Here is a 20,131-nt window from a genome sequence, read left to right as displayed (position 1 = left end):
TGTGGCGCGATGGTTGCGCGAGTTATGCCACGTCCAAACCCAGAACCTGTTTGGCGTAGATATTGCGTTGTATTTCGTTGGTGCCGCTGAAAATAGTGGCCGCCATGGCGTTGATATACGGAGCCAGTGCGTACACTGTTCCAGGTGCCTCTTCGATCGCCGCGCCGCCATACTCTTCGGTGGCTTGAATCAACAGCGCGCCCAGACGCTCGTGCGTTTCAGTGGCCCAGATTTTTAGTAACGACAGTTCGGGTGGCAACGGCTGGCCGGCACGAGCCATGTCGGCAAAGACCTCGTACATCGCAGTCAAATCAGCCGCATCCATGCGCAGTTCGGCCAAGCGGTCGCAAAAGGCGGGATCCGTCAGCAAGCCTCGCTGGCGTGCGAGCTGGAATATCTGCTGCAACGTGTGATTGGCATGCTTGGGGCTGCCGCTGAACAAGCGTTCAAAACCGAGCAGGGCCTTGGCAATGGTCCAGCCGGCGTTCAACTCGCCCACTATGTTGCTGCGTGGGACGCGGACTTGGTCAAAGAACACCTCGCAAAATTCTTCGTGGCCCGCCAGTGTCCGGATCGGGCGGCGGGTGACGCCCGGTGTGCGCAGATCGACCAGCAGGAAACTGATGCCCGCCTGTTTTTTGACTGTCTTGTCGGTACGTACCAACATGAACATATGCGAGGCATCCTGAGCCAAGGTAGACCAGGTTTTCTGCCCGGTGACAATCAGATCGTCGCCGTCAATGACAGCCTCGCAGCGGACTGCCGCCAGATCCGAGCCCGCGTTAGGCTCTGAATATCCCTGGGCCCAGACATCTTCGCCTGACAGGATGCCGGGCAGAAATCGGTCGCGCTGTGCCTGAGTGCCGTAGCGAAACAGGATGGGCCCCAGCATGACCAGGCCTTGATCCGGGGCGCGTGCTACGCCGTAGCGTTCGGCTTCTTCGATGTAGGCGATCAACCGCGACGGAGACAAGGCCATGCCGCCGTGTTCCAGCGGCCAGGACGGTGCGATCCAGCCCTGGCGGGAAAGCGTGAAATACCAGTCTTTGATTTCACTCCAATGCAACCGCCGCGCCACATGGCGCAAGTGCGACGGGTAATGGCGCCGGAAAAAACGCTGAAGCAGGGCGCGAAACTCGTCCTCCGGCATTGTGTTCCAGTCGGCATGACGGGGAAAGGACTCGTTCGCGACCGGGGCCTCGTGATCGTCTTCATCCGTTTGTGGGGGAATAGGCGTCAACGCTTGAAACCGCTGCCGATGTGCCGTGGCGTTGCCCAGCCACGAGGCCAGATGCAAAGCGTTGTTGAAATACAGACTGACGTCGCATTCGTCGGTGTATCCGATGGCACCATGCAATTGCACTGCTTGACGCCCGGCTTGCACTCCGGCTTTGGCGGCGCGTGCTTTTACTCGGCTGGCAGTCGCGCGGACGGCAGCGCGATCACCTTGCTCGAGGTTATTCAGCGCATTCAACAGGCTCTTTGCCGCCAACTCGACCTGCAGCGTGGTATCAACGAGCCGGTGTTGCAAGGCTTGGAACGAGGATAACGATTTGCCAAATTGCTGACGCGTATTCAGATAGGCGACCGTGTCCGCCAATACCTGACGAGCCGCGCCTATCAATTCGGCAGATTGCATGAGACGGCTCAGGTCCAGTGCAGTGTCAATCGCGTCTGCCACGTTATGCCGGGCAATCAATGCTTCAGGAGGTACCGCGACGGACTCCAGTACCAGATGGCAGGCCCGGCTGCCGTCTGCACGCGTATAGGGGTGGACGTGCACGCCGGGGGTTCGGGCTGCAACGTAAAACAAGGCGAGCCCTTGTTCTCCGTCGGCGGACACGAGCCAGCCGTCAACATCGTTGCCTGGAATGACGTGGCGTTTTTCGCCATTGAGCACATAGGTGTTCTCGAGCCAGGTGACATTGACGCCAAACGCGCCTGCGGCGTCTTCGGTCTCCAGCTGGCCGTCGGTTTCCTGCCATGCGAGTGCGACGATACGTTCACCGGCGCAGATATCCTGTATCAGAGATTCGCGGAGATGCGCGCCCTGCGGGTCGTCCAGGCGGGACAGGACAGCAGCAGGCAGTATGGCAGCGCCGATCAGGGGTTCGGGCAGCTGGGCTCGACCAGTTTCCTCCATCACGGTTGCCATGGCATGCCAGCCTAAACCCAACCCTCCATGTTGTTCGGGCACTGCCAGCCCCAGCCAGCCGACATCCGCGATGGCACGCCAGTAGTCCCGGTCGAGCGGCGCATGCAGACGTTTGCGCTTCTTTTGATCCAGCCGTTGCAGAAAGTCTCGTGCGCTATCGCGAATTTCTTCGATCAGAGAGGGATCGGGGCAGGTCATACGATGCCGTCCTGTTGTAGTTGCGCGATTTCTTGTGCGGTGAGTCCCAATTCATCGGTCAGGACCTCGGCCGTGTGTTCTCCCAGCAAGGGAGGCGGCCGGTCCGTTGTCACTGGCGTGCCCGAAAAATGAATGGGGTTGCGAATGAAAGGCATGGACCCCAGGCTGGGATGCGGCATCTGTCCCAATACCTGTCTATGCTTGACTTGAGGGTCTTCGAATACTTGATCCATCGTATAGATCGGCCCGCACGGCACCTTGGCCTGTTCCAGCGCGATGATCCAATCACCGACTTTTCTCGTGAGCATGGCCGGTTCTATCAGGCTGGACAGTTCGATCTGTTTCGCTGCGCGCTTTGGATTGGTGACAAAGCGCGGATCGTTGGCCAACTCAGGTAGGCCGATTACGTTGCAGAAACTCTGAAACTGGGTGTCATTGCCAACCGCCACCATGAGATGTCCATCTGCGCAGGCAAAAGCCCTGAACGGCGCCGTGATTTGGGAAGACGACCCCGTACGCATAGGCAACTCGCCCGTCGCCAGATAGTTCATGCCGATATGCGACATGGCCGCGATCTGGGCGTCCAGCAGCGCCAGGTCGATGTGCTGTCCACGGCCGGAATGCTGGTCGCGATGATGCAGGGCGGCCAACATGGCGCACACGGCGTAGAACCCCGCAGTCAGGTCGGATACCGAATAGCCTGCTTTGACGGGGCCGGCGCCCGGTTCGCCGTCGGGGACGCCGGTGACGCTCATCAAGCCACTCATCGATTGAAAGATCGGGTCGTATCCGGGCATATGGCTATAGGGACCGTCCTGTCCGAATCCCGTAATCGAGCAATAGACGAGCCGCGGATTCAGTTCCGATAACGCTGCATAGTCCAGGCCATAGCGCCGCAAATCGCCGGCCTTGAAGTTCTCAATCAGAATGTCCGCTTTCTGCGCCAGGCGGCGAACCAAGTCTTGGCCTTGCGGGCGCGAAATATCGATGGTCAGCGATTGCTTGCCCCGGTTCATGGCCACAAACGACGAAGTTTCACTGCTGGGGGCGCCATCAGGACCTGGCATCTTGTAGCCCTGATGGCGCACGTCGTCACCGCGGCCAGGGCGTTCGACCTTGATGACATGCGCACCGAAATCCGCCAGCATCTGGGCAGCCCAGGGGCCGGAAAACACACGGCTCAGATCCAATACCTTTACGCCGTCCAGCGCTCCTGACATGAATGTCTCCTTGTTTGTTGGAATCGTGGCGGGCAGGGCCCTAAACAGGCTTTTTGCCTCGTTACGGTGCCCGCTCTTGGCGAGCGGATCGGATGACTTATCGACCTTGGAAAACCGGGGGGCGTTTTTCCAGAAAGGCGCGCCGCGCTTCTTGTGCGTCTTCCGTCTTTGCAATGGCGGCCGTCATGTCCTGTTCGTAGCGATAACCATCGCGCAGGCTCATTTCCTCGATGGCATTGAGCGTTTGTTTCGCCAGCACCGAGGCGAGCGGGCTCTTGGAGGCGAGCTCGCGCGCCAATGTCATGGCCTCGTCCATCAGCGTGTCGGACGGCACGGCAGCCTCGACAATGCCCAACCGGTATAGCTCGTTTCCATCGACTCGCAGTCCCGTCAGCATCATGCGGCGCAGCCGTGAGTGGCTGAACAAGCGCATGCCGTGACGGCCGCCGCCCAACAGCCCGACATTGATTTCCGGCAGGCCTACCGTGGCAGTCGTCGCGGCAATCAGGATGTCGCAAGAGGCCACGATCGCCAGGCCGGCACCCAGGGCTGGGCCATTGATGGCTGCGATGACCGGTTTGGCGCATTCCCGGATGGCGTGAAAACACTCTCGCGTCCTGCGCGAGTGCTGGGGCAGGTCGCCCGGTCCTTTGATCGTGGCGGCACGGTTCTTCAAATCGGCGCCGGCGCAGAACGTCTTGCCTTGCCCCGATAGCACCACCGCTCTGACCTCTGGCGTCTCGGAGATGCGGTCCAGCACCCACGACAGTTCGTTCATCATCTCTGTCGAGAGCGCATTGACGGGCGGATTGGCCAGCAGAATCACGGCGACACCGTCGTCCAGCGTGACATCCAGGGCGGTATAGGGGCCTTGCAGAGCGGGGGGCATAGTCAAAGCTGTCTCCTTGTAATGAATCAGATAATTTTTCGGGCGCGCAAATCCTGGATGCGTTCGGCACTCATTCCCAGCTCGTTGAGAATGTCTTCCGTGTGTTCACCCAATAGCGGCGGAGCGCGATCGACACGCAAATCCGAATGGCCGAAGCGCAGGGGGTTCATGACCTGGGGGACCGAGCCCGCGACGGGATGAGGCAGGTGGCGCAGCATTGCGCGATGCTGCACTTGCGGGTCATCGAAGACCTCGGCAACGTTGTTGATAGAGCCGGCCGGCACACCTGCCTGCTTGAGCTTGTCCAGCCAATATGCCCGGGGCTGGCTGGCAAAGACGGCATCCAGTATCGGATCCAGGCTTTCCAGGTTTTTGACACGCTGGCTATTGGTCGCATAGCGGGCGTCCTGGGCCAATTCTGGTTGCTCAATGACATCGCATAAGGCGACAAATTGCGCGTCGTTGCCGACCACAATGATGATGTCACCGTCGGCGCAACTGAACGTGCGCTGCGGTTGAATATTGGGGTGAGCGGTACCAGTGCGTTTGGGGATGCGGTTACCCAGTAGAAAGTTCATTGCCTGGTTGGCCAGCAGGCCTACCTGCACATCCAGCATCGAGACATCGACGTATTCGCCTTGGCCGGTCTGGGTGCGGCGCAGCAATGCCGCCACAATGCCTAGCGCGGCGTAAACGCCTGTACTGAGATCCACAATAGGAACGCCGACCTTCTGCGGGCCTCCGCCGGGTTTATCATCCCGTTCGCCGGTCACGCTCATCAAGCCACCCATGGCCTGGATGAGAAAATCATAGGCAGGCTCCGCCGCGCGCGGGCCGGTCTGCCCAAAACCCGTGACAGAGCAGTAAATCAGTCGCGGATTGATAGCAGACAGTGCGGCATAGTCCAGGCCCAGGCGCGCCAGCGTCCCGACTTTGTAATTTTCCAGCACCACATCGGCGTCGCGGCATAGCGTTTTGACGAGCTCTTGCCCCTCCGGAGTCTGCAGATCCAGGGTCATCGAGCGTTTGCCACGATTGGTCGCAATGAAATACGCCCCATCGCTGGTGTCCTCGCCTGCGCCGTTTTTCAGAAAAGGCGGCCCCCAGGATCGGGTATCGTCGCCGCGTCCGGGCCGTTCCACCTTGATGACGTCTGCGCCCAGATCGGCCAGAATCTGGCTGGCCCAAGGGCCTGCCAACACACGACTGAGATCCAGCACTTTGATATTCGACAACAGCGCAGGCAAGACCCTCTCCTTGATTCCTGTAACGTGTTGCCAGTCTAGGAATTCCCGTTGCGAAAAGGCAGGGGTCCGATAGACAAAGCTGTTATGTGGTTGGCGTCAAGGTGGGGCGATGGTTGGCATGGGAGCCATAACGAGAGGCCTCCGGACACAGGCCAGGACTGACATGCGTATCACGCGCCGTGGATCAGAATAAATTCGACCGCAAAGACCGGGGTGTCGTGCATGACGCAGGGTTTTTATACTGATCTCATCCTGTTAGTCCACGGGGAGGGATACCGGTGAAAACCACAGCCAAACGCGAACGGCCTGCCTTGACCTGCGATTGGGCGGACATCGAACATTCGCTTGATACTCATGGAAATGCGGTACTGCCCGGGCTATTGAACGCAGAGCAGTGCCAAGCCCTCGCCGCGCTTTACGCCAAAGACGACGCGTTTCGCTCGCGCATCGTCATGGCCCGTCACGGATTTGGGAGGGGGGAGTACAAGTACTTTGCTTATCCATTGCCGCCGTTGATAGACCAGTTGCGTCACGAGCTATATCGCGGCCTGGCCCCGATCGCCAATTGCTGGAATCAGCAGCTAGGGATCGATGTGCAGTATCCAGACGAACTGGATGCCTTCTTGCAGCGGTGCCACGACGCTGGCCAAACGAGGCCAACGCCGTTGATGCTGCATTACACCGAGGGCGATTACAACTGCCTGCATCGCGACCTGTATGGCGAGCATGTTTTTCCGCTGCAGGCGACCATGTTGTTGTCCAAGCCTGGCGAGGATTTCACCGGCGGGGAATTTGTGATGACCGGTCTGTCGGCGAGAAGCCAGCGCGTAGAGGTGGTGCCGTTGAAACAAGGCGATGCGGTGGTGTTTACCGTGAATCAACGGCCCGAAATTGGCAAACGCGGCATCCGCAAAGCCGCCATGCGGCATGGCGTCAGCCGGCTTCGAAGCGGAGAACGATACACGGCGGGCTTGATCTTTCACGACGCTCGATGAGACTGTGTGCCTGCTGTTCGGGATTTCGTTTCCAGTAGCTTGTAGTAATAAGTCGTCCCGCTCAACGTCCCATCAGGCATCAATGCATAGTCAGGCACGCTGCCCACCCGTTGCCAACCTGCGCGGGCGTACACGCGCTCTGCGTCCCCGCCTGTCGTGGTGTCCAGCACCAGCACGCTCTTGCCCTCATGCCGGGCGACCTGTTCAATCTCGGCCATCAATAGCGCGGCTATGCCTTGGCGGCGTGCGCGGCGGTGGACCAGCATTTTTGCGATGTCGGCGCGGTGTGGCTGATTCTCTGGCTGGTCCATGATGAGTTGCACGGTGCCGACGGCTTGCCCCTGCGCGTCCTCAGCAACGAGCAGCACTCGTTCACCGCGTGCGACGCTATCGGTCACATTTTTCCAAAACCGTATTGCCTTGTCGTGCGAGAGGGGCAGCATGAAGCTGACCGAGGCGCCGCCTTCTACGCAATCTATCAGAATGTCGGCCAAACCTGGTATGCAGGCCTCGGCGTCATGGCCATCGACTCGGCGTATGTTGATTCCGCTGCTGTTCATGATTGTTTCCGGGGTTTATTAAACGCCAATCGAGCCAGTGCTACGAGATAGCGCGCGGGCTTGTTGGTGGGGTTGTGGTAGACGATAGGGCTGTCCAGACGCATGGCAAGACAGTCGCCGCGTTTCAGCCGCCATTGTTCAGCACCCACTGAGATATCCATGGTGCCTTCGATCAGCCAGACTTGTTGATAGATATCCGTATCGGGAATGGCGGTGTCGTAGGCGACGCGTTGCTTGGCCGGAAACTCGACTTCCACGAGTTGGATAGGCGAAGGAAACGAGGGCGATAAATTGCGGCGTATGTAGCCCGAGGACGGATCGGCCCACGAATGCTGTTCGCCTGCCCGCGACAACGGCGAAGGGGCCGTTTCGCTTTGACACGCATCAGGCTCGAACAGCGAGGCCAGCGGCACATTCAGCGCCATGGCGAGTTTGTCGAGTACGGTGGCAGTGGGGCTGCTTTGTGCCCGCTCGATCAGCGAGATAGCGGAGCGGCTGACCGTGCTGCGCTCCGCTAATTCGTCGAGCGACCAGCCCTGACCATCGCGCAATTCGCGTAATCGCCGGGCGATCAGAGTGTTGACGTCCTGGGATGAATCGGTCATTTCTACAATATTGGAAATTTATTTCTAATATTCTAGATATCTGAGGTGAGACCTGTCAACATGATGTTGCTAGAGCGCTCCCCGCGGCATCTCTGCATTGAAACACTGACAGTTTTTACACCGATGTGACTTTCATTCATGGCAGGCGATATTTTCAGGCTGCGGTATTTACGCACGGATATTTTTATTCACTGCCTCTACCTACGTCTGAACGTACTTCCTATGCTGTGCATTTTGGGAGTCGAACATTACTGGCCGTTTGTTGTTGCTGGGCGTTGTCGCGGGAGCGGGGTGGGTGCAGTGCCTGCCGGTCTTGCCGCAGCAGCGGTGGTTCGCGCCGACGCTATTGGCGTTGACGCTTATGGCAGGAGTGTCGTGGTATATCGCAAGGGCGTGGTTTGCAGCGCCAGTTGCGTCCCCATCTATACATCGATTCACGTCGCTTTTGCTGCTGGCTCGTCTTGGTTGTGCATCGGTATTGGGTCTATGCATCGGCGCTGCTTCTGCCTTATGGCAAGCTCAACTGCGCCTGGACGATGCGCTAGCCTGGGCTCATCATGATGTGGTCAGCCGCTTGATTGTGCGGATCGCTGATTTGCCGCAAGGCGATGGAAAACACTACCGATTCATGGCGGACGTTGATGAACCTCGTCCCGAAGGCATTCCGTCGCGTATTGCTGTGAGTTGGCATGCACAGTCTGGTGCCCCATTGCCAGCGCTGAAGCCCGGTCAGATCTGGCGCATGGCGCTGGTGCTGCGTCAACCTCATGGCGCGCGCAATCCTCACGGTTATGACGCTGAGGGACGATTATTCGCAATGGGAATTCGCGCGACGGCGACGGTGCGCGGCGTGCCTCGCTTGTTGGGGGATGAGCCTTGGCATAGCCCTGGCATCCTGATCGAGCGTGTCCGTCATTGGATGCGGGATGGCATGCGACAGGCGTTGGAGAAACGCCGTTATGCACCGGTATTGATCGCTTTGGCTATGGGGGATCAAGCCGCCGTTGAGCGTGTCGATTGGCAGATATTCAACCGCGCAGGCATTACGCATCTGGTGTCGATCAGCGGCATGCATGTCACCTTGATCGCGGCAGTGGGTGGGGTGGCGACCGCTTTTTTATGGAGGCGCGCACGTTGGCGAACTGTGCGGGTGGCCGAGTATTTGCCTGCGCAGGTCGTAGGTGCAGCTGCTGCGTTATGGGTCGCATTGTTGTATTGCTTATTGGCAGGGTGGGGCGTGCCCGCACGCCGTACCTTTTTCATGCTGGCGGTAGTGGCCTTGGCTGCCATGGTGCGCTTGCCTTTGTCGCCCTCGCGGATTCTGGCGCTGGCAGGTGCCGTGGTGTCGCTATTGGATCCCTGGTCGGTGCTGGCGCCAGGGTTCTGGTTGTCGTTTGGCGCTGTGGCGATCTTGTTGCGGGTAGGGGCATCGATGGATTCAGGCGGGCGACGCGAACGCCCCGATTGGAGGGGGCGGTTGCGCGCGGCCCTTGTAGAGTTCGGCTGGGTACAGTCGGCCATTACATTGGGTCTGGTGCCATTGCTGGCCTATCTGATGCAACAGGTGTCTTTGGCATCGCCCCTGGTCAACGTGTATGCCATCCCTATTGTGAGTTTTCTAGTGACACCACTGGCGTTGGCCTGTGCGCTGTTGAGCACCATACCCGGATTGCAGTGGCTGGCTCATGGGGCCGGCATTCTCGGGCACGGGATTTTCGATGCCATGATGGTGCCAGTAAAGTGGATGAGCGCCTCGAACTGGGCAGTGTTGGATGTCGCCGCCGCGCCATGGCCCTGGATGGCGTTGGCATTGTTTGGCGTGGCGTGGGCCGTGCAGCCGTATGGCTTGCCTTTGCGTACGGCCGCATGGTTGTTGATGCTGCCGATGTTGTGTTGGCGGCCTGAGCGGCCTGCTCCTGGATACTGGACGTTGACGGCGCTGGATGTGGGGCAGGGTAGCGCTATCGTGATCGAGACGGCGACACAGGTGTGGCTGTTCGATACGGGGCCGATGACGCGGCAGGGGAATGATGCTGGAGAACGCGTTGTCGTGCCATATTTACGTGCCCGAGGGCATCGGGTGCTGAATGGGCTCGTGGTGTCTCACGCAGACATGGATCATGCCGGTGGCGTGCGCAGCGTGTTGTCCTCGTTGGTGGTGGACCAATCCTATAGCTCATTCGATTTATCGGCGTTGATACGCAAGCACGGCGCGGGCAAAACGGCATCAGCGCTTTTCACCGAGGTGCGAATGCCTCAATCCATGCAGCGTTGTCATGCTGGACAAGCATGGACCGTAGACGGCGTGCAGTTTCGATTTTTGCATCCCGATGCCGCGATTAAAACCGACGGCCCGGGCAACGCGCGCAGTTGTGTGTTGATGATTCAAGGCAAAGCGCATACCGCATTGCTGCCAGGCGATATCGGCATTGCGCAAGAGCGTCGCATGGTGCATGGCCTGCCGCGCATGGATGTGGTCATAGCACCGCATCATGGCTCAGCGACATCGTCCGGTCAGGCGTTAGTGTGGGCGGCCGATGCAAAGCATGTCATTGCGCAGGCCGGGTACATGAACCGGTTCGGGCATCCTGCGGCCGCGGTGCAAGCGCGTTGGCGCGAGGCTGGGGCGACTTTCTGGCGTACTGATCATCATGGTGCCACTGTGGCTATTTCCGACCGGGGACGAGGACTGCGCATCGAGGCGCAGGCGGATGTCTCGCGCAGATACTGGCATCGGGAACCACAATAGACGGTGGTGCGCTTACATGCTGCGTCGTGCATGCGATTGATGCCTCACAGACTCGACCCGCCGTCCACCACTAAAAGTGTGCCCGTGACGTAGGCGGCTTCATCAGAGGCCAGGAATAACGCGGCATTTGCGATGTCCCAAGGGGTTCCCTGGCGGCCCATGGGGCATCGCGAATCCCGGAATTCGTGGCCTTTTGCTGCCTCGGCCTCATTGGCGTACAGCGCGTCAGCGTGCGGCGTGCGTATCATGCCCGGAACGATGCAATTACAGCGGATCTGTTCATTGGCATATTGCCGGGCAATGACGCGCGTCATGTGGTTGAGGCCGGCTTTCGCCGTGCTATACGACAGAAACTGCATTGGGCTCCATTTCAGGCTGGCCGTAGAAGAGACGTTGATGATCGAGCCACCTGCGTGCTGACGCATGTACGGTACGACGGCGCGGGACATGGCCATTGTGCCGCGCAGATTGACGGCCATCACTTGATCCCACTCGTCGTCTTTGACAGCGAGCAGATCACCCTGAATCTCTATTCCCACGTTATTGTGCAGAACGTCGATGCCGCCGTGACGGCTGGCGATATTCCTCACGACCTCGTCGATCTGCGGGGTGTCGGTGACGTCTAGTGCCAGCGCAGCAGCGTCTCCGCCTTCTGCACGAATCATTTCAACCGTTTCTTGAGCAGCATCCAGCGATCTGTCCGTGCAGATCACTTTGGCGCCTTCTCGCGCGAACCGTATGGCACAGGCTGCACCGTTGCCTACCTGATCGGCAGAGGTAAAGGATTTCTTCAGTGTTCCTGCACCTGACACCAGGGCGATCTTGCCTGCCAGTCTCATTTTTTATCTCAACGTGTTTGGGACTGCGGGATGCACATTTATTAATCGCGCGTGAATTCAGCGCCGCCCTTTGGCCTGATGTAGCGGGGAATAGGCAGGCCTGCCTTTTTGGCAGCGGCGAGGATGGAGTCTTCAATGGCGCCGGCATCCCGGATATTGGCAAACTCGTTATCGACGAAATTGATATTGGCGCCGAATACCACCATGAAACCCTCGGCGTACTCTGTGGCGTCTTCGGGCACAGAGAACGTATGCACGGAGCCGCCAGGTTCGTAGAGATAGCTCCCCGCCGTCTGCGGATCGTTCGGGTATTCGAGGTAGTTCCATTGACCTTTGGTGGTAAAGAAATGAACCACTCCGGTATGGAAATGCGTAGGCAGCCGAGTTCCCGGTGCGAACTTTCCATAGAGCACCCAGACGCCGTTTTCTCGGTCGAGAAAGAGCGGCGTGATGGTCGAGCCGGGGGCGGAACCAGGCAGTTCGACGCCGTCAGCGATGTTGACGCTCAGCAGACGATCCTGGTGGGTGATGGTATCGGGTAATGCCATGACTACTCCTTGAAAAATCAACTGGGTGGTGTGGCAGGGGCGCATGATTCGCGCAGTATCAATTGCGTTTTGATGGCAATGCGGTCGGTCGCGGCGGTGGGTAATTGCCGGTCCAGGTGCTTGAGAACCAACTGCGCTGCGCAGGTCCCCATGACTTCCAGGTCCCAACTCAGCGATGTGATGGTGGGACTGAAAAGCTGGGAGAGATCGGTATCCCCGATGCTGATGACGCTGACGTCTTGCGGAACGGAGTGACCGGTATGGCGGATGGCTTGGAGAACGCCTGAAAGAATTCTCGTACCGAGGCACAGGAATGCGGTTGGACGTTCTGCGTGCGACAGCAGCGACATCGCTTCGGCAAAGGCGAACTGCATGGCAGAGCGTTCGGCTCGAATCAAGGCTGAATCGGGAGTCAGGCCTCGGGCCTCGAATGCCTTGCGGAATCCCGCAATCCGTTCTTTACCCGTTCGGAGTTCTGTCCCTGGCGTCAGCAGGGCGATGCGGGTGTGTCCCAGATTCAATAGATACTGCGTGGCCTGAAAGGCCCCCGCGCAATGATCTACCAGGACGCCGACCGAGCCGGCGCTAAAGTCGCGATCCAGAGCGACGACGGGTAGATCCTGGCTCAGCTTTTCAATGAGCTCGGCAGATTCTCTCTCGCAGGGTCCCAGGATCAAGGCATCGACACGCCTGCCGCGGAAAATCTCGATCAGGGATTCTTCCCGTTTGCGTTCATTGTGTGTGCTGGCCACGAGCAGGGAATATCCCTCTGCCTGCAAGGCAGCCTCGGCAGCGGTGATGATCCTCGCATACAGAGGGTTGGCCAGATCGGACACGAGCAAACCGATGACGCCGGACGAGCGGGTGCGCAGGCTGCGTGCGACGACGTCCGGCTTGTAGTCAAGCTCACGCGCGGCTTGGTTGACCGCGGCGATGGCGGCATCGCTCACCCTGCCTGTACGATTAAGCGCGCGTGAGGCCGTGCCGAGCGAAACGCCGGCCTTCTTCGCAACATCGCGGATAGTGATACGGTCTTTCATGTTTGCATTTGCCCGTGCCAAAATTGGCTAACATACACTGTCTTCAGGCTCGTGACCTACCTTATGATCGTCGGCGAATGGGGGCCGAGCCATCCCAGCCGTCGCTGGCTTTCCTGATCTCATCGAAATATTCGCCTTTACCGCCTTTCATTTCAGAGATTTCGATCATGCCGCTGGGCAGGTCCGGGTGAACGAAATAGGCGAAACGGCCTCTCGTTCCCATTTGCCCGCCATGGCCCTCCACGTAGCCGTGTTCCAGCAACCTGGCGGTAAAGGCGTCAAACTCATTCAGCGTCCAGTACGCGATATGCTGCGCGCATTCGCCAGCCTGCTTTAGCGAGTCCATATACAGTGAAGGCGCATTGTCACGTTGCTGGATGAGTTCGATTTGCAGGTCGCCAGAGTTCGCCAGTGCGATGGACAGCCGAGGCGGTTCAGAGGCTTTGCCGTAGTATCGAAACTCTGTCGTTCCGACCTCTTCTTTATAGAACCAGGGGCCGACGCCGAGTACATCGGACCAATGCTTCATGGCTTTTTCGATGTCTCGCACCACGTAGCCGACCTGGCGTGCGCCTTTAAAGAAAATACTCATATCGGTCTCTCATCAATTCATGTGGGCGCCGCCGTTGATATCCAACGTGGTGCCGGTGATATAGCTGCTCAGGTCGCTCGCCAGGAATAGGCACCCGCCGGCGATTTCATGGGGGCGCCCCGCTCGCTGCAATGGCCAGATCTGTGCGGCCTGGTCTTTGCTCTCGTCGGACCGCCCCGTGCGGGAAAAATCAGTCGTAATCAGTCCTGGGGCAATGGCATTGGCGCGGATGTTGTGAGCGCCGAGTTCTTTGGCCATGGCCCTGGTCAGCCCTTGCACACCGGCTTTGGCGGCGCAGTAGTGTGCGCCGCCAAAGACCCCACCGCCGTTCTGCGCGGACAGTGAGGAGATGCTGATGATGCTGCCGGCAGACTTCTCGATCATGAACGGCACGGTGGCTTTGCTGAGGTTGAAGACACCTTTGAGATTGACGCGGACGAGCCGGTCAAAGTCGTCATCAGCGATGTCCTGGAAGACTGCTTTTTGTGTGATGGCCGCATTGTTCACCAAGATATCGATTCGGTCAGCCGACCATGTGCGGACGTTATTTACCGCGCGTGCGCATTGTTCAGGATCGCCAACGTCGCACGTCAGTGGCAATAGGCTGGACTCGTCTGCGCCCAGATCGCGCGCGCTTTCCCTGATCGCGTCTTCATTCAGATCGACTATGGCGACCCGTGCGCCGTGCTCCAGGAACAAGCGTGCGGTGGCTTTGCCAATTCCTTTGGGATGCGACGCGCCGGAGATAATTGCGACACGGCCTTCGAGCAGTTTCATAGGCATTGGGGATGTCTTCACTGACTTATTGCGGTTTGATTCCGGCCTCTTTGGCGACGGCGCGCCAGGCCTCGATGTCTGCCGCGTTGGCTTTTTCGTGTTTGGGTCCGGATATATAGTTCGCGGTGATCCCCAGGCCAAGCAGTTTCTGGATAACGTCCGGTTCTTTCAGAACCTTTTCCAATGTCGAGGAGAGCCGCTGGACAACGGGGGCAGGGGTACCGGCGGGGACATACATTGCCCAGTTCAAATCCCGGTCGAAATCAATCCCCTGTTCCTTGTAGCTGGGTACGTCCGGTGTGCTCGGGGATCGCTTGGTACAGACTGCCAGCGCTTTTACTTTGTGCTGCGTGACCATGGGCGTGGCCGTGGCCATGTCGACAAAGCCCAGATCGATATGCCCGCCGATCACGTCGGTCATGACTTGCGTGGTTCCTTTATAGGGCACATGCGTGAGTTTGACGTTGCCTTTCTGCGCCATGACTTCACCGCAGAAATGGCCCGTCGAGCCGACTCCCCAGCTGGCATATTGCACGGGTTCTTTCCTGGAATCAGCGAGCTTGCGCAGCTCGGCAACATTGTTGGCGGGGAAGTCGTTGTTGGCGATGACGATGATCGCCGAGTTTCCGATTGCGCCTAATGAGGTAAAGCTCTTGATAGGGTCATAAGACAGATTCTGGTAGACCAATGGGGAAAGCACATGTGTGGTCATTCCGCCGATGGTGATGGTATAGCCGTCAGGCGCGGATCTGGCCACCGTGGCTATCCCGATGGTTCCGCCCGCCCCGGGCTTGTTTTCCACGATGACGGGTTGCTTGAGTTCCGCGGCGAATCGTTCGGCGAGAATGCGCCCCAACGTATCTCCGCCTCCACCGGCGGAGAACGGCAAGAGCATGCGAATCGGACGATCGGGGTAGTCGGCATGTACGGCGCCGGATATGAGCAAGCCCGCCATCATTGCAGCGGCAGATAGTTTCTTCATTTTTGGTCTCCTGAGAGGTCGTTTTTTCCGTGCGCTCGTTGACGCCGGTTTATGTCATGCTCGATAAGCGACAGGCGACGCCGCCTCCTTTTGACAGCGCCGATGAGCTTTACAGCAACCCTAGTGAACGCAACTTTGCGTTCTGACAGCTGTAGGGGCGTTCGCAAATGATTCTGTCGGAATTGGGCGCGAATTCGAATGTCGCAGCCATACGCACGCGAAAGGTGCGGCCTGTGGGCTCATACGTTTTGCCGTCAACGGAGAAGGGGCCCTTATGCGTACCGGTGAGCCAGAACTCAACCAGGACGGTGTCTGTCCCCTCGGCTGCGGCGACCGCGATGATCTCGTTTTTCAGGTCAGGAAAAGAGGCGCGCGAAGAATGAAAGTAGCCCATCACCTGATCGACGCCGTCAAACGTTGCACCGCTTGAGTGCATTTCATAGCGGGGGTGCTCGAACGTGTCGATGACCTTATCCCATTCCTGTACGCATTCGAGCGCCATGTGATCGATCACGGTTTGTACACGAGCCGCCTGGAGTTCCTGATTCATTGTCTGCCTTTGATTGATATTGTGGAAACGTTTCCACAAATTATCATGGCGTTTTAAGCGGCTATTAATTAGGGATAACCATGATTTTGCGGAAACGATTTTATTGTTTCGGCTCAGAGCCGGCCTGGTGGTGACACAGGGGGGGATAGTGGGGGGATATGAGGACGGGGCTGGGATCTACCTGCGATAAGATGTCTGCTCCCCCAAAACGGTCAGGAGCCCCCATGCTGGAACCCAGATTCGATTACGTCACCTGCGCCAGTCCCGCGGGATTGCATCGCATGGCTTATAGCGAATGGGGGGATCCCGATAATGATCGCGTTTTGCTCTGCGTACATGGATTGACCCGTACGGGCCGGGATTTCGATTCTTTGGCCCGGCGAATGGCGGGTGATTTCCGGGTGGTCTGCCCGGATGTCGCGGGGCGCGGCCGTTCCGATTGGCTGCCCACGCCGGCGCTCTATAGCGTGCCGCAGTACGTCTCGGACATGGTGACCTTGATCGCGAGGCTACGGCCCGCCTCGTTGTCGTGGGTGGGGACGTCGATGGGGGGCTTGATCGGGTTGGGCTTGGCCGGCATTGCTACCTTTGCCCGCATGATGCATGCTGTGCAGCCGCGTCCCGAGGCTTGGCCGGCCGATCAGGATATCCGCTTTGATCGGATGGTGTTAAACGACGTGGGACCCAGGTTGAGCCCCGAAGCCCTGGGCCGCATCGGTCAATATGTCGGCCAGCCTGTCGAGTTCGAGTCGTTTGCTCAGGCGGTGCAGGCCGTGCGCGAAGTATCGGCGACGTTTGGGCCGCATACGGATGCCCAATGGGAAGACCTGACGCGTAATGTATATGTCCAGCGTGGCGACAAATGGGTCAAACACTACGATCTGAATCTGGCTGTGCCTCTGGCATCGCAGGCGGTCGAGGCGTATTCCACGGGCGAGCAGATTCTGTGGAATGCCTATGATTCCCTGGATTGTCCTATTCTGATCGTGCGAGGCGCCGAATCGGATTTGTTGAGCGAGGCGACCGCGCACGAGATGGTGGCACGCAATTCCCGAGCCAGTCTGGTCACTGTCCCGGGCGTGGGGCATGCGCCGACGCTCATGGACGATGCGCAGATCGATCCCGTGGCGAGTTTTCTGCACGGGCAGCCGGTATCGTCGTGATGGTAGGTGTGCCCGACGCATACTGAAACACGCGCGACGCGAGAGTCATGCTTCGGTCAAAGCGGTACGGCGCATTATTTGGGTAACAGCGACGGCTCCAGCGTCGCGAGCACATCATCGCGTCTGGCGCGATACAAGCGCGCAGGCCGATGGCCCTCGGTTCTTGTACGGCCGGTTTCCTCCAGCGCGTTCATCTCCTGGATTCGGCGGATGAATCCGCGGGGCTCCAGCGTACCGCCCAGCAGCTGTTCATATGCCCCGCGTAATTCCGAAATCGTGAACTCGGGCGGCATCAGATGAATGGGCAGCGCGGAATAACTGGTCTTGGACTGCACACGCTCGACGGCGGTACGCAAAATCGTGGAATGGTCAAAAGGCAGGGTGCGCTTTGTGATCTCGCTGACGGGTTCCCATCGGAATTTATCGTTGCCTTCAGGCGCGATGTGCGGCGCCACCAACGCGTAATAGACGATGGAGGCCGACCACCCACGCGGGTCGCGTGCCGCGCCCGCGAACGTGGCGAGCTGCTCGAGATAAGGGCTTTGGACGCCGGCTTTTTCCTGCAGGACGCGCATCGCCGTGTGCTGGGCGTCGTGATCGGTTTGCGGATGCACAAATCCCCCGGGCACGGTCCATGCCTGAAAAAAGGGCTCTTGCGGATTGTCACGCCGAACCAGGCCGACCTGAAGGCGGCGATCGAGTAACGTCAACAGTACGACATCGACGGTCAGGATCGGGGTAGGGTGTGAGGTGGAAGAAATATCGCTCATAGCCAAGCCAGAATCGGATTCCAGGATATTAACGGCGAAAACGCGGTATGTCACATATTTCTACATCAATTGGCGTTTATGTCTTATGGCAAATATGCCGTAAGTATGTATAATTTGATCAAGCCTACCCAGATGCCTTTGTGGAGAACCATCATGAGCCAGCAGATTCACCTCTTGATCATCGATCCGCAGAATGACTTTTGTGATTTGCCGGCTGATGCGCGGCCGCAGGTGCGGGGAATAGCCGCGTCGCCCGCTTTGCCGGTTTCTGGCGGGGATCGGGATATGAAACGGCTGGCCGATTTTGTGACCAGAATGGGGCCGCGTCTGCGCGACATTACGGTTACGCTGGACTCTCACCCCCATGTCGCGATCGAGCGCACGACGTTCTGGAAAGACCGTGATGGACAGCCCGTTGCGCCCTTTACCCTGATCTCGGCGGATCGGGTCGCGGCAGGGGATTTCGTGCCGGCCAGTCAAGCAGATCTGGTGTTGCGGCAATTGCGCGCATTGGAGCGCGCCGGGCGATATCAACTGGTGGTGTGGCCCGTACATTGCGTCACGGGCACTTGGGGCCACAACATTCACGCCGAAGTCGCCGAAGCCCTGGCCGCCTGGGAATTGCAGTCACACAGTACGCCGCACAAGGTATTGAAGGGTGAATACCCATGGAGCGAACATTACGGTGCATTCGAAGCCGAGGTTCCCCTGGATGAGGTGCCGTGGACGCAATTCAATATGCCATTGGCTCAGCGGGTCACCGAGGACGTCGATCTGCTTTTGGTAGCAGGCTTGGCCTCTAGTCACTGCGTGGCGGCGAGCGTGGACCAATTATTGGGCGCGTTGCCGCGCCTGCCGCTCAAACCCGGGTTTCAGGTGATGTTGCTGTCGGATTGCATGAGCCCGGTCGGCGGATTCGAGGCGCAGGCGGAGCAGTTCTTGCAGCGCGCGAGCGCCGCAGGCGTGCAGCTGCAGACGGCTCAGCAGGTGCTCGATGCTTGCACGCGCTGATTACCCAACAGTCTATTAAAGAGAATCGCGATGTCCCAATACTTTCGTCCCGTCATTCAATCACTGTTGGAAACTGATCTGTACAAGTTCTCGATGCTGCAAGCATTGCTGCACAAGTACCCGACCAACACTGCGGAGTATCGATTCGTATGTCGTAACCAGCCGGCTTTTCCATTGGCTGACTTGGCCGACGAGCTCAACCGGCAGTTGGATTATCTGTGCACGTTGCGGTTTTCGCCGGACGAGTTGAAATACCTGGCCACGCGCAGCTATTTCAAGCCGGACTTCATCGAGTATTTGCGCATGTTTCAGTTGCACCGCCCGTTTATCGAGGCGCGGGCCGAAGGCGATCAGCTCTCGATCATCGCTCGTGGGCCGCAGGTGCATGTCATGTTGTTCGAGATTTACGTACTGGCGATCGTGAACGAACTGTATTTTCGCCGCTTGCAGATTGAGGACATGTCAGAGGGACGCGCGCGGTTGCGCAATAAGGTAGCGCAATTGCGAGACGCCTTGGCTGACCTGAAGCTGCGTCACCCCTTTGAGTTTTTTGATTTTGGTCTGCGCCGCCGTTTCAGTGGCGCTTGGCAGGAGGAGGTGGTGGCGACCTTGGCTACCGAATTGCCGGCCTATTTTCGTGGTACGTCCAACGTGTATTTGGCCAAGAAATTCGACCTGGTGCCGATCGGCACGATGGCACACGAGTATTTGCAGACCTTTCAAGCGGTAGGCGTGCAACTGCGTTTGTCGCAAAAGGCGGCCTTGGAGGCCTGGGTGCAGGAATATCGTGGCGACCTGGGCATCGCGCTGACCGATGTGATCGGCATGGATGCGTTCCTGGCGGATTTCGATCTGTATTTTGCCAAGCTGTTCGACGGCCTGCGTCATGACTCGGGCGACCCTGTAGTATGGGGGGAAAAGGCCTTGGCGCACTACAAATCGCTGCGTATCGATGCCCATACCAAACGCCTGACGTTTTCCGATGGGCTCGACGTGCCGAAGATGTTGTCGCTATATGCGCATTTTGGCGATCGCTGCCAGTTGGGTTTTGGGATTGGCACGAATCTGACGAACGACGTGGGGGCGACGCCTTTGAATATCGTCATGAAGCTGGTGAGTTGCAATGATCAGCCGGTGGCCAAGTTGGCGGACTCGCCGGGAAAGACCTTGTGCGATGACGAGACGTTCCTCGCGTATCTGCGGCAGGTGTTTAACCGCACGGCGGATTGAGCGGAATTCTT

Annotated in this window: 19 protein-coding genes; 5 read left to right on the top strand and 14 right to left on the bottom strand. The window is 58.6% G+C overall.

The genetic code is table 11. From position 1 onward, the window contains the following. Positions 1–22: 22 nt before the first annotated feature. The 4 genes from ACYVIT_RS16600 to ACYVIT_RS16585 all read right to left on the bottom strand — a co-directional run bounded on the left by ACYVIT_RS16600 (position 23) and on the right by ACYVIT_RS16585 (position 5,709). Positions 23–2,353, bottom strand: coding sequence for an acyl-CoA dehydrogenase (locus tag ACYVIT_RS16600; protein WP_415805872.1), 2,331 nt, complete (start codon positions 2,351–2,353; stop codon positions 23–25). After that, positions 2,350–3,573 carry a CaiB/BaiF CoA transferase family protein gene (locus ACYVIT_RS16595; RefSeq protein ID WP_415805871.1) on the bottom strand — a complete coding sequence of 408 codons (1,224 nt, stop codon included), beginning with the start codon at positions 3,571–3,573 and terminating at the stop codon, positions 2,350–2,352. Before ACYVIT_RS16595 ends, ACYVIT_RS16600 begins: the two co-directional genes overlap by 4 nt. A 97-nt stretch (positions 3,574–3,670) precedes the next feature. Continuing rightward, positions 3,671–4,462 carry an enoyl-CoA hydratase/isomerase family protein gene (locus ACYVIT_RS16590; RefSeq protein WP_415806031.1) on the bottom strand — a complete coding sequence of 264 codons (792 nt, stop codon included), beginning with the start codon at positions 4,460–4,462 and terminating at the stop codon, positions 3,671–3,673. A 26-nt stretch (positions 4,463–4,488) separates the two neighbouring features. Beyond that, positions 4,489–5,709: a CaiB/BaiF CoA transferase family protein gene (locus tag ACYVIT_RS16585; RefSeq protein WP_415805870.1), complete on the bottom strand. Its 1,221-nt coding sequence runs from the start codon at positions 5,707–5,709 to the stop codon at positions 4,489–4,491. Between the two features lie 278 nt (positions 5,710–5,987). On the opposite strand from ACYVIT_RS16585, the gene ACYVIT_RS16580 reads away from it, so the two are divergent. Continuing rightward, complete coding sequence (locus tag ACYVIT_RS16580) at positions 5,988–6,704, top strand: 2OG-Fe(II) oxygenase (protein WP_415805869.1); 717 nt, start codon at positions 5,988–5,990, stop codon at positions 6,702–6,704. Here ACYVIT_RS16580 and ACYVIT_RS16575 read toward each other — a convergent pair. Continuing rightward, complete coding sequence (locus tag ACYVIT_RS16575; protein WP_415805868.1) at positions 6,689–7,264, bottom strand: GNAT family N-acetyltransferase; 576 nt, start codon at positions 7,262–7,264, stop codon at positions 6,689–6,691. The two genes, ACYVIT_RS16580 and ACYVIT_RS16575, sit on opposite strands and share 16 nt — an antisense overlap. Then, the gene (locus tag ACYVIT_RS16570; RefSeq protein WP_415805867.1) at positions 7,261–7,869 is read right to left on the bottom strand and encodes a helix-turn-helix domain-containing protein; all 609 of its coding nucleotides are present in this window, start codon (positions 7,867–7,869) and stop codon (positions 7,261–7,263) included. Before ACYVIT_RS16570 ends, ACYVIT_RS16575 begins: the two co-directional genes overlap by 4 nt. Positions 7,870–8,164: 295 nt before the next feature. Here ACYVIT_RS16570 and ACYVIT_RS16565 point away from each other — a divergent pair, with 295 nt between their 5' ends. Then, entirely contained in the window at positions 8,165–10,618 is a 2,454-nt protein-coding gene (locus ACYVIT_RS16565; protein ID WP_415805866.1) for a DNA internalization-related competence protein ComEC/Rec2, read from the top strand. A 44-nt stretch (positions 10,619–10,662) separates the two neighbouring features. On the opposite strand, the gene ACYVIT_RS16560 is transcribed toward ACYVIT_RS16565, so the two are convergent. The 7 genes from ACYVIT_RS16560 to ACYVIT_RS16530 form a co-directional block, all read right to left on the bottom strand. Further along, the gene (locus ACYVIT_RS16560; protein ID WP_415805865.1) at positions 10,663–11,457 is read right to left on the bottom strand and encodes an SDR family NAD(P)-dependent oxidoreductase; all 795 of its coding nucleotides are present in this window, start codon (positions 11,455–11,457) and stop codon (positions 10,663–10,665) included. Between the two features lie 41 nt (positions 11,458–11,498). Next, complete coding sequence (locus ACYVIT_RS16555; protein WP_415805864.1) at positions 11,499–12,005, bottom strand: 2,4'-dihydroxyacetophenone dioxygenase family protein; 507 nt, start codon at positions 12,003–12,005, stop codon at positions 11,499–11,501. A 17-nt stretch (positions 12,006–12,022) separates the two neighbouring features. Continuing rightward, the gene (locus ACYVIT_RS16550) at positions 12,023–13,045 is read right to left on the bottom strand and encodes a LacI family DNA-binding transcriptional regulator (RefSeq protein WP_415805863.1); all 1,023 of its coding nucleotides are present in this window, start codon (positions 13,043–13,045) and stop codon (positions 12,023–12,025) included. A 61-nt stretch (positions 13,046–13,106) separates the two neighbouring features. Then, complete coding sequence (locus ACYVIT_RS16545; RefSeq protein WP_415805862.1) at positions 13,107–13,637, bottom strand: VOC family protein; 531 nt, start codon at positions 13,635–13,637, stop codon at positions 13,107–13,109. 12 nt (positions 13,638–13,649) lie between these two features. After that, positions 13,650–14,414: an SDR family NAD(P)-dependent oxidoreductase gene (locus tag ACYVIT_RS16540; protein WP_460478255.1), complete on the bottom strand. Its 765-nt coding sequence runs from the start codon at positions 14,412–14,414 to the stop codon at positions 13,650–13,652. Between the two features lie 25 nt (positions 14,415–14,439). Further along, positions 14,440–15,396: a Bug family tripartite tricarboxylate transporter substrate binding protein gene (locus ACYVIT_RS16535; protein ID WP_415805860.1), complete on the bottom strand. Its 957-nt coding sequence runs from the start codon at positions 15,394–15,396 to the stop codon at positions 14,440–14,442. A 109-nt stretch (positions 15,397–15,505) separates the two neighbouring features. Next, positions 15,506–15,946, bottom strand: a complete 441-nt coding sequence (locus ACYVIT_RS16530) for an ester cyclase (RefSeq protein WP_415805859.1) — start codon at positions 15,944–15,946, stop codon at positions 15,506–15,508. A 224-nt stretch (positions 15,947–16,170) separates the two neighbouring features. Here ACYVIT_RS16530 and ACYVIT_RS16525 point away from each other — a divergent pair, with 224 nt between their 5' ends. After that, a complete protein-coding gene (locus ACYVIT_RS16525) occupies positions 16,171–17,109 on the top strand; it encodes an alpha/beta fold hydrolase (protein ID WP_415805858.1) in 939 nt (312 codons plus the stop codon). 74 nt (positions 17,110–17,183) lie between these two features. On the opposite strand, the gene ACYVIT_RS16520 is transcribed toward ACYVIT_RS16525, so the two are convergent. Next, positions 17,184–17,879 (bottom strand): NUDIX hydrolase, encoded by a 696-nt coding sequence (locus tag ACYVIT_RS16520; RefSeq protein ID WP_415805857.1) that lies wholly within the window; start codon positions 17,877–17,879, stop codon positions 17,184–17,186. Between the two features lie 153 nt (positions 17,880–18,032). Between ACYVIT_RS16520 and ACYVIT_RS16515 the strand changes: the two genes are divergently transcribed. Further along, positions 18,033–18,890, top strand: coding sequence for a cysteine hydrolase family protein (locus tag ACYVIT_RS16515; RefSeq protein WP_415805856.1), 858 nt, complete (start codon positions 18,033–18,035; stop codon positions 18,888–18,890). Positions 18,891–18,920: 30 nt separating this feature from the next. Further along, positions 18,921–20,120 carry a nicotinate phosphoribosyltransferase gene (gene pncB / locus ACYVIT_RS16510; protein WP_415805855.1) on the top strand — a complete coding sequence of 400 codons (1,200 nt, stop codon included), beginning with the start codon at positions 18,921–18,923 and terminating at the stop codon, positions 20,118–20,120. The last annotated feature ends 11 nt before the right edge of the window (positions 20,121–20,131 follow it).

Source organism: Bordetella muralis (assembly GCF_054781015.1).
This window is presented reverse-complemented; position numbering and strand designations above follow the sequence as displayed.

Bases quoted from the DNA above. Each gene is read 5' to 3' on its own strand.
- ACYVIT_RS16525 (WP_415805858.1), top strand. From the start codon at position 16,171: ATGCTGGAACCCAGATTCGATTACGTCACCTGCGCCAGTCCCGCGGGA.
- ACYVIT_RS16570 (WP_415805867.1), bottom strand. From the start codon at position 7,869: ATGACCGATTCATCCCAGGACGTCAACACTCTGATCGCCCGGCGATTA.
- ACYVIT_RS16575 (WP_415805868.1), bottom strand. From the start codon at position 7,264: ATGAACAGCAGCGGAATCAACATACGCCGAGTCGATGGCCATGACGCC.
- ACYVIT_RS16530 (WP_415805859.1), bottom strand. From the start codon at position 15,946: ATGAATCAGGAACTCCAGGCGGCTCGTGTACAAACCGTGATCGATCAC.
- ACYVIT_RS16555 (WP_415805864.1), bottom strand. From the start codon at position 12,005: ATGGCATTACCCGATACCATCACCCACCAGGATCGTCTGCTGAGCGTC.
- ACYVIT_RS16560 (WP_415805865.1), bottom strand. From the start codon at position 11,457: ATGAGACTGGCAGGCAAGATCGCCCTGGTGTCAGGTGCAGGAACACTG.
- ACYVIT_RS16590 (WP_415806031.1), bottom strand. From the start codon at position 4,462: ATGCCCCCCGCTCTGCAAGGCCCCTATACCGCCCTGGATGTCACGCTG.
- ACYVIT_RS16540 (WP_460478255.1), bottom strand. From the start codon at position 14,414: ATGAAACTGCTCGAAGGCCGTGTCGCAATTATCTCCGGCGCGTCGCAT.
- pncB (WP_415805855.1), top strand. From the start codon at position 18,921: ATGTCCCAATACTTTCGTCCCGTCATTCAATCACTGTTGGAAACTGAT.
- ACYVIT_RS16595 (WP_415805871.1), bottom strand. From the start codon at position 3,573: ATGTCAGGAGCGCTGGACGGCGTAAAGGTATTGGATCTGAGCCGTGTG.
- ACYVIT_RS16600 (WP_415805872.1), bottom strand. From the start codon at position 2,353: ATGACCTGCCCCGATCCCTCTCTGATCGAAGAAATTCGCGATAGCGCA.
- ACYVIT_RS16520 (WP_415805857.1), bottom strand. From the start codon at position 17,879: ATGAGCGATATTTCTTCCACCTCACACCCTACCCCGATCCTGACCGTC.
- ACYVIT_RS16535 (WP_415805860.1), bottom strand. From the start codon at position 15,396: ATGAAGAAACTATCTGCCGCTGCAATGATGGCGGGCTTGCTCATATCC.
- ACYVIT_RS16515 (WP_415805856.1), top strand. From the start codon at position 18,033: ATGAGCCAGCAGATTCACCTCTTGATCATCGATCCGCAGAATGACTTT.
- ACYVIT_RS16550 (WP_415805863.1), bottom strand. From the start codon at position 13,045: ATGAAAGACCGTATCACTATCCGCGATGTTGCGAAGAAGGCCGGCGTT.
- ACYVIT_RS16545 (WP_415805862.1), bottom strand. From the start codon at position 13,637: ATGAGTATTTTCTTTAAAGGCGCACGCCAGGTCGGCTACGTGGTGCGA.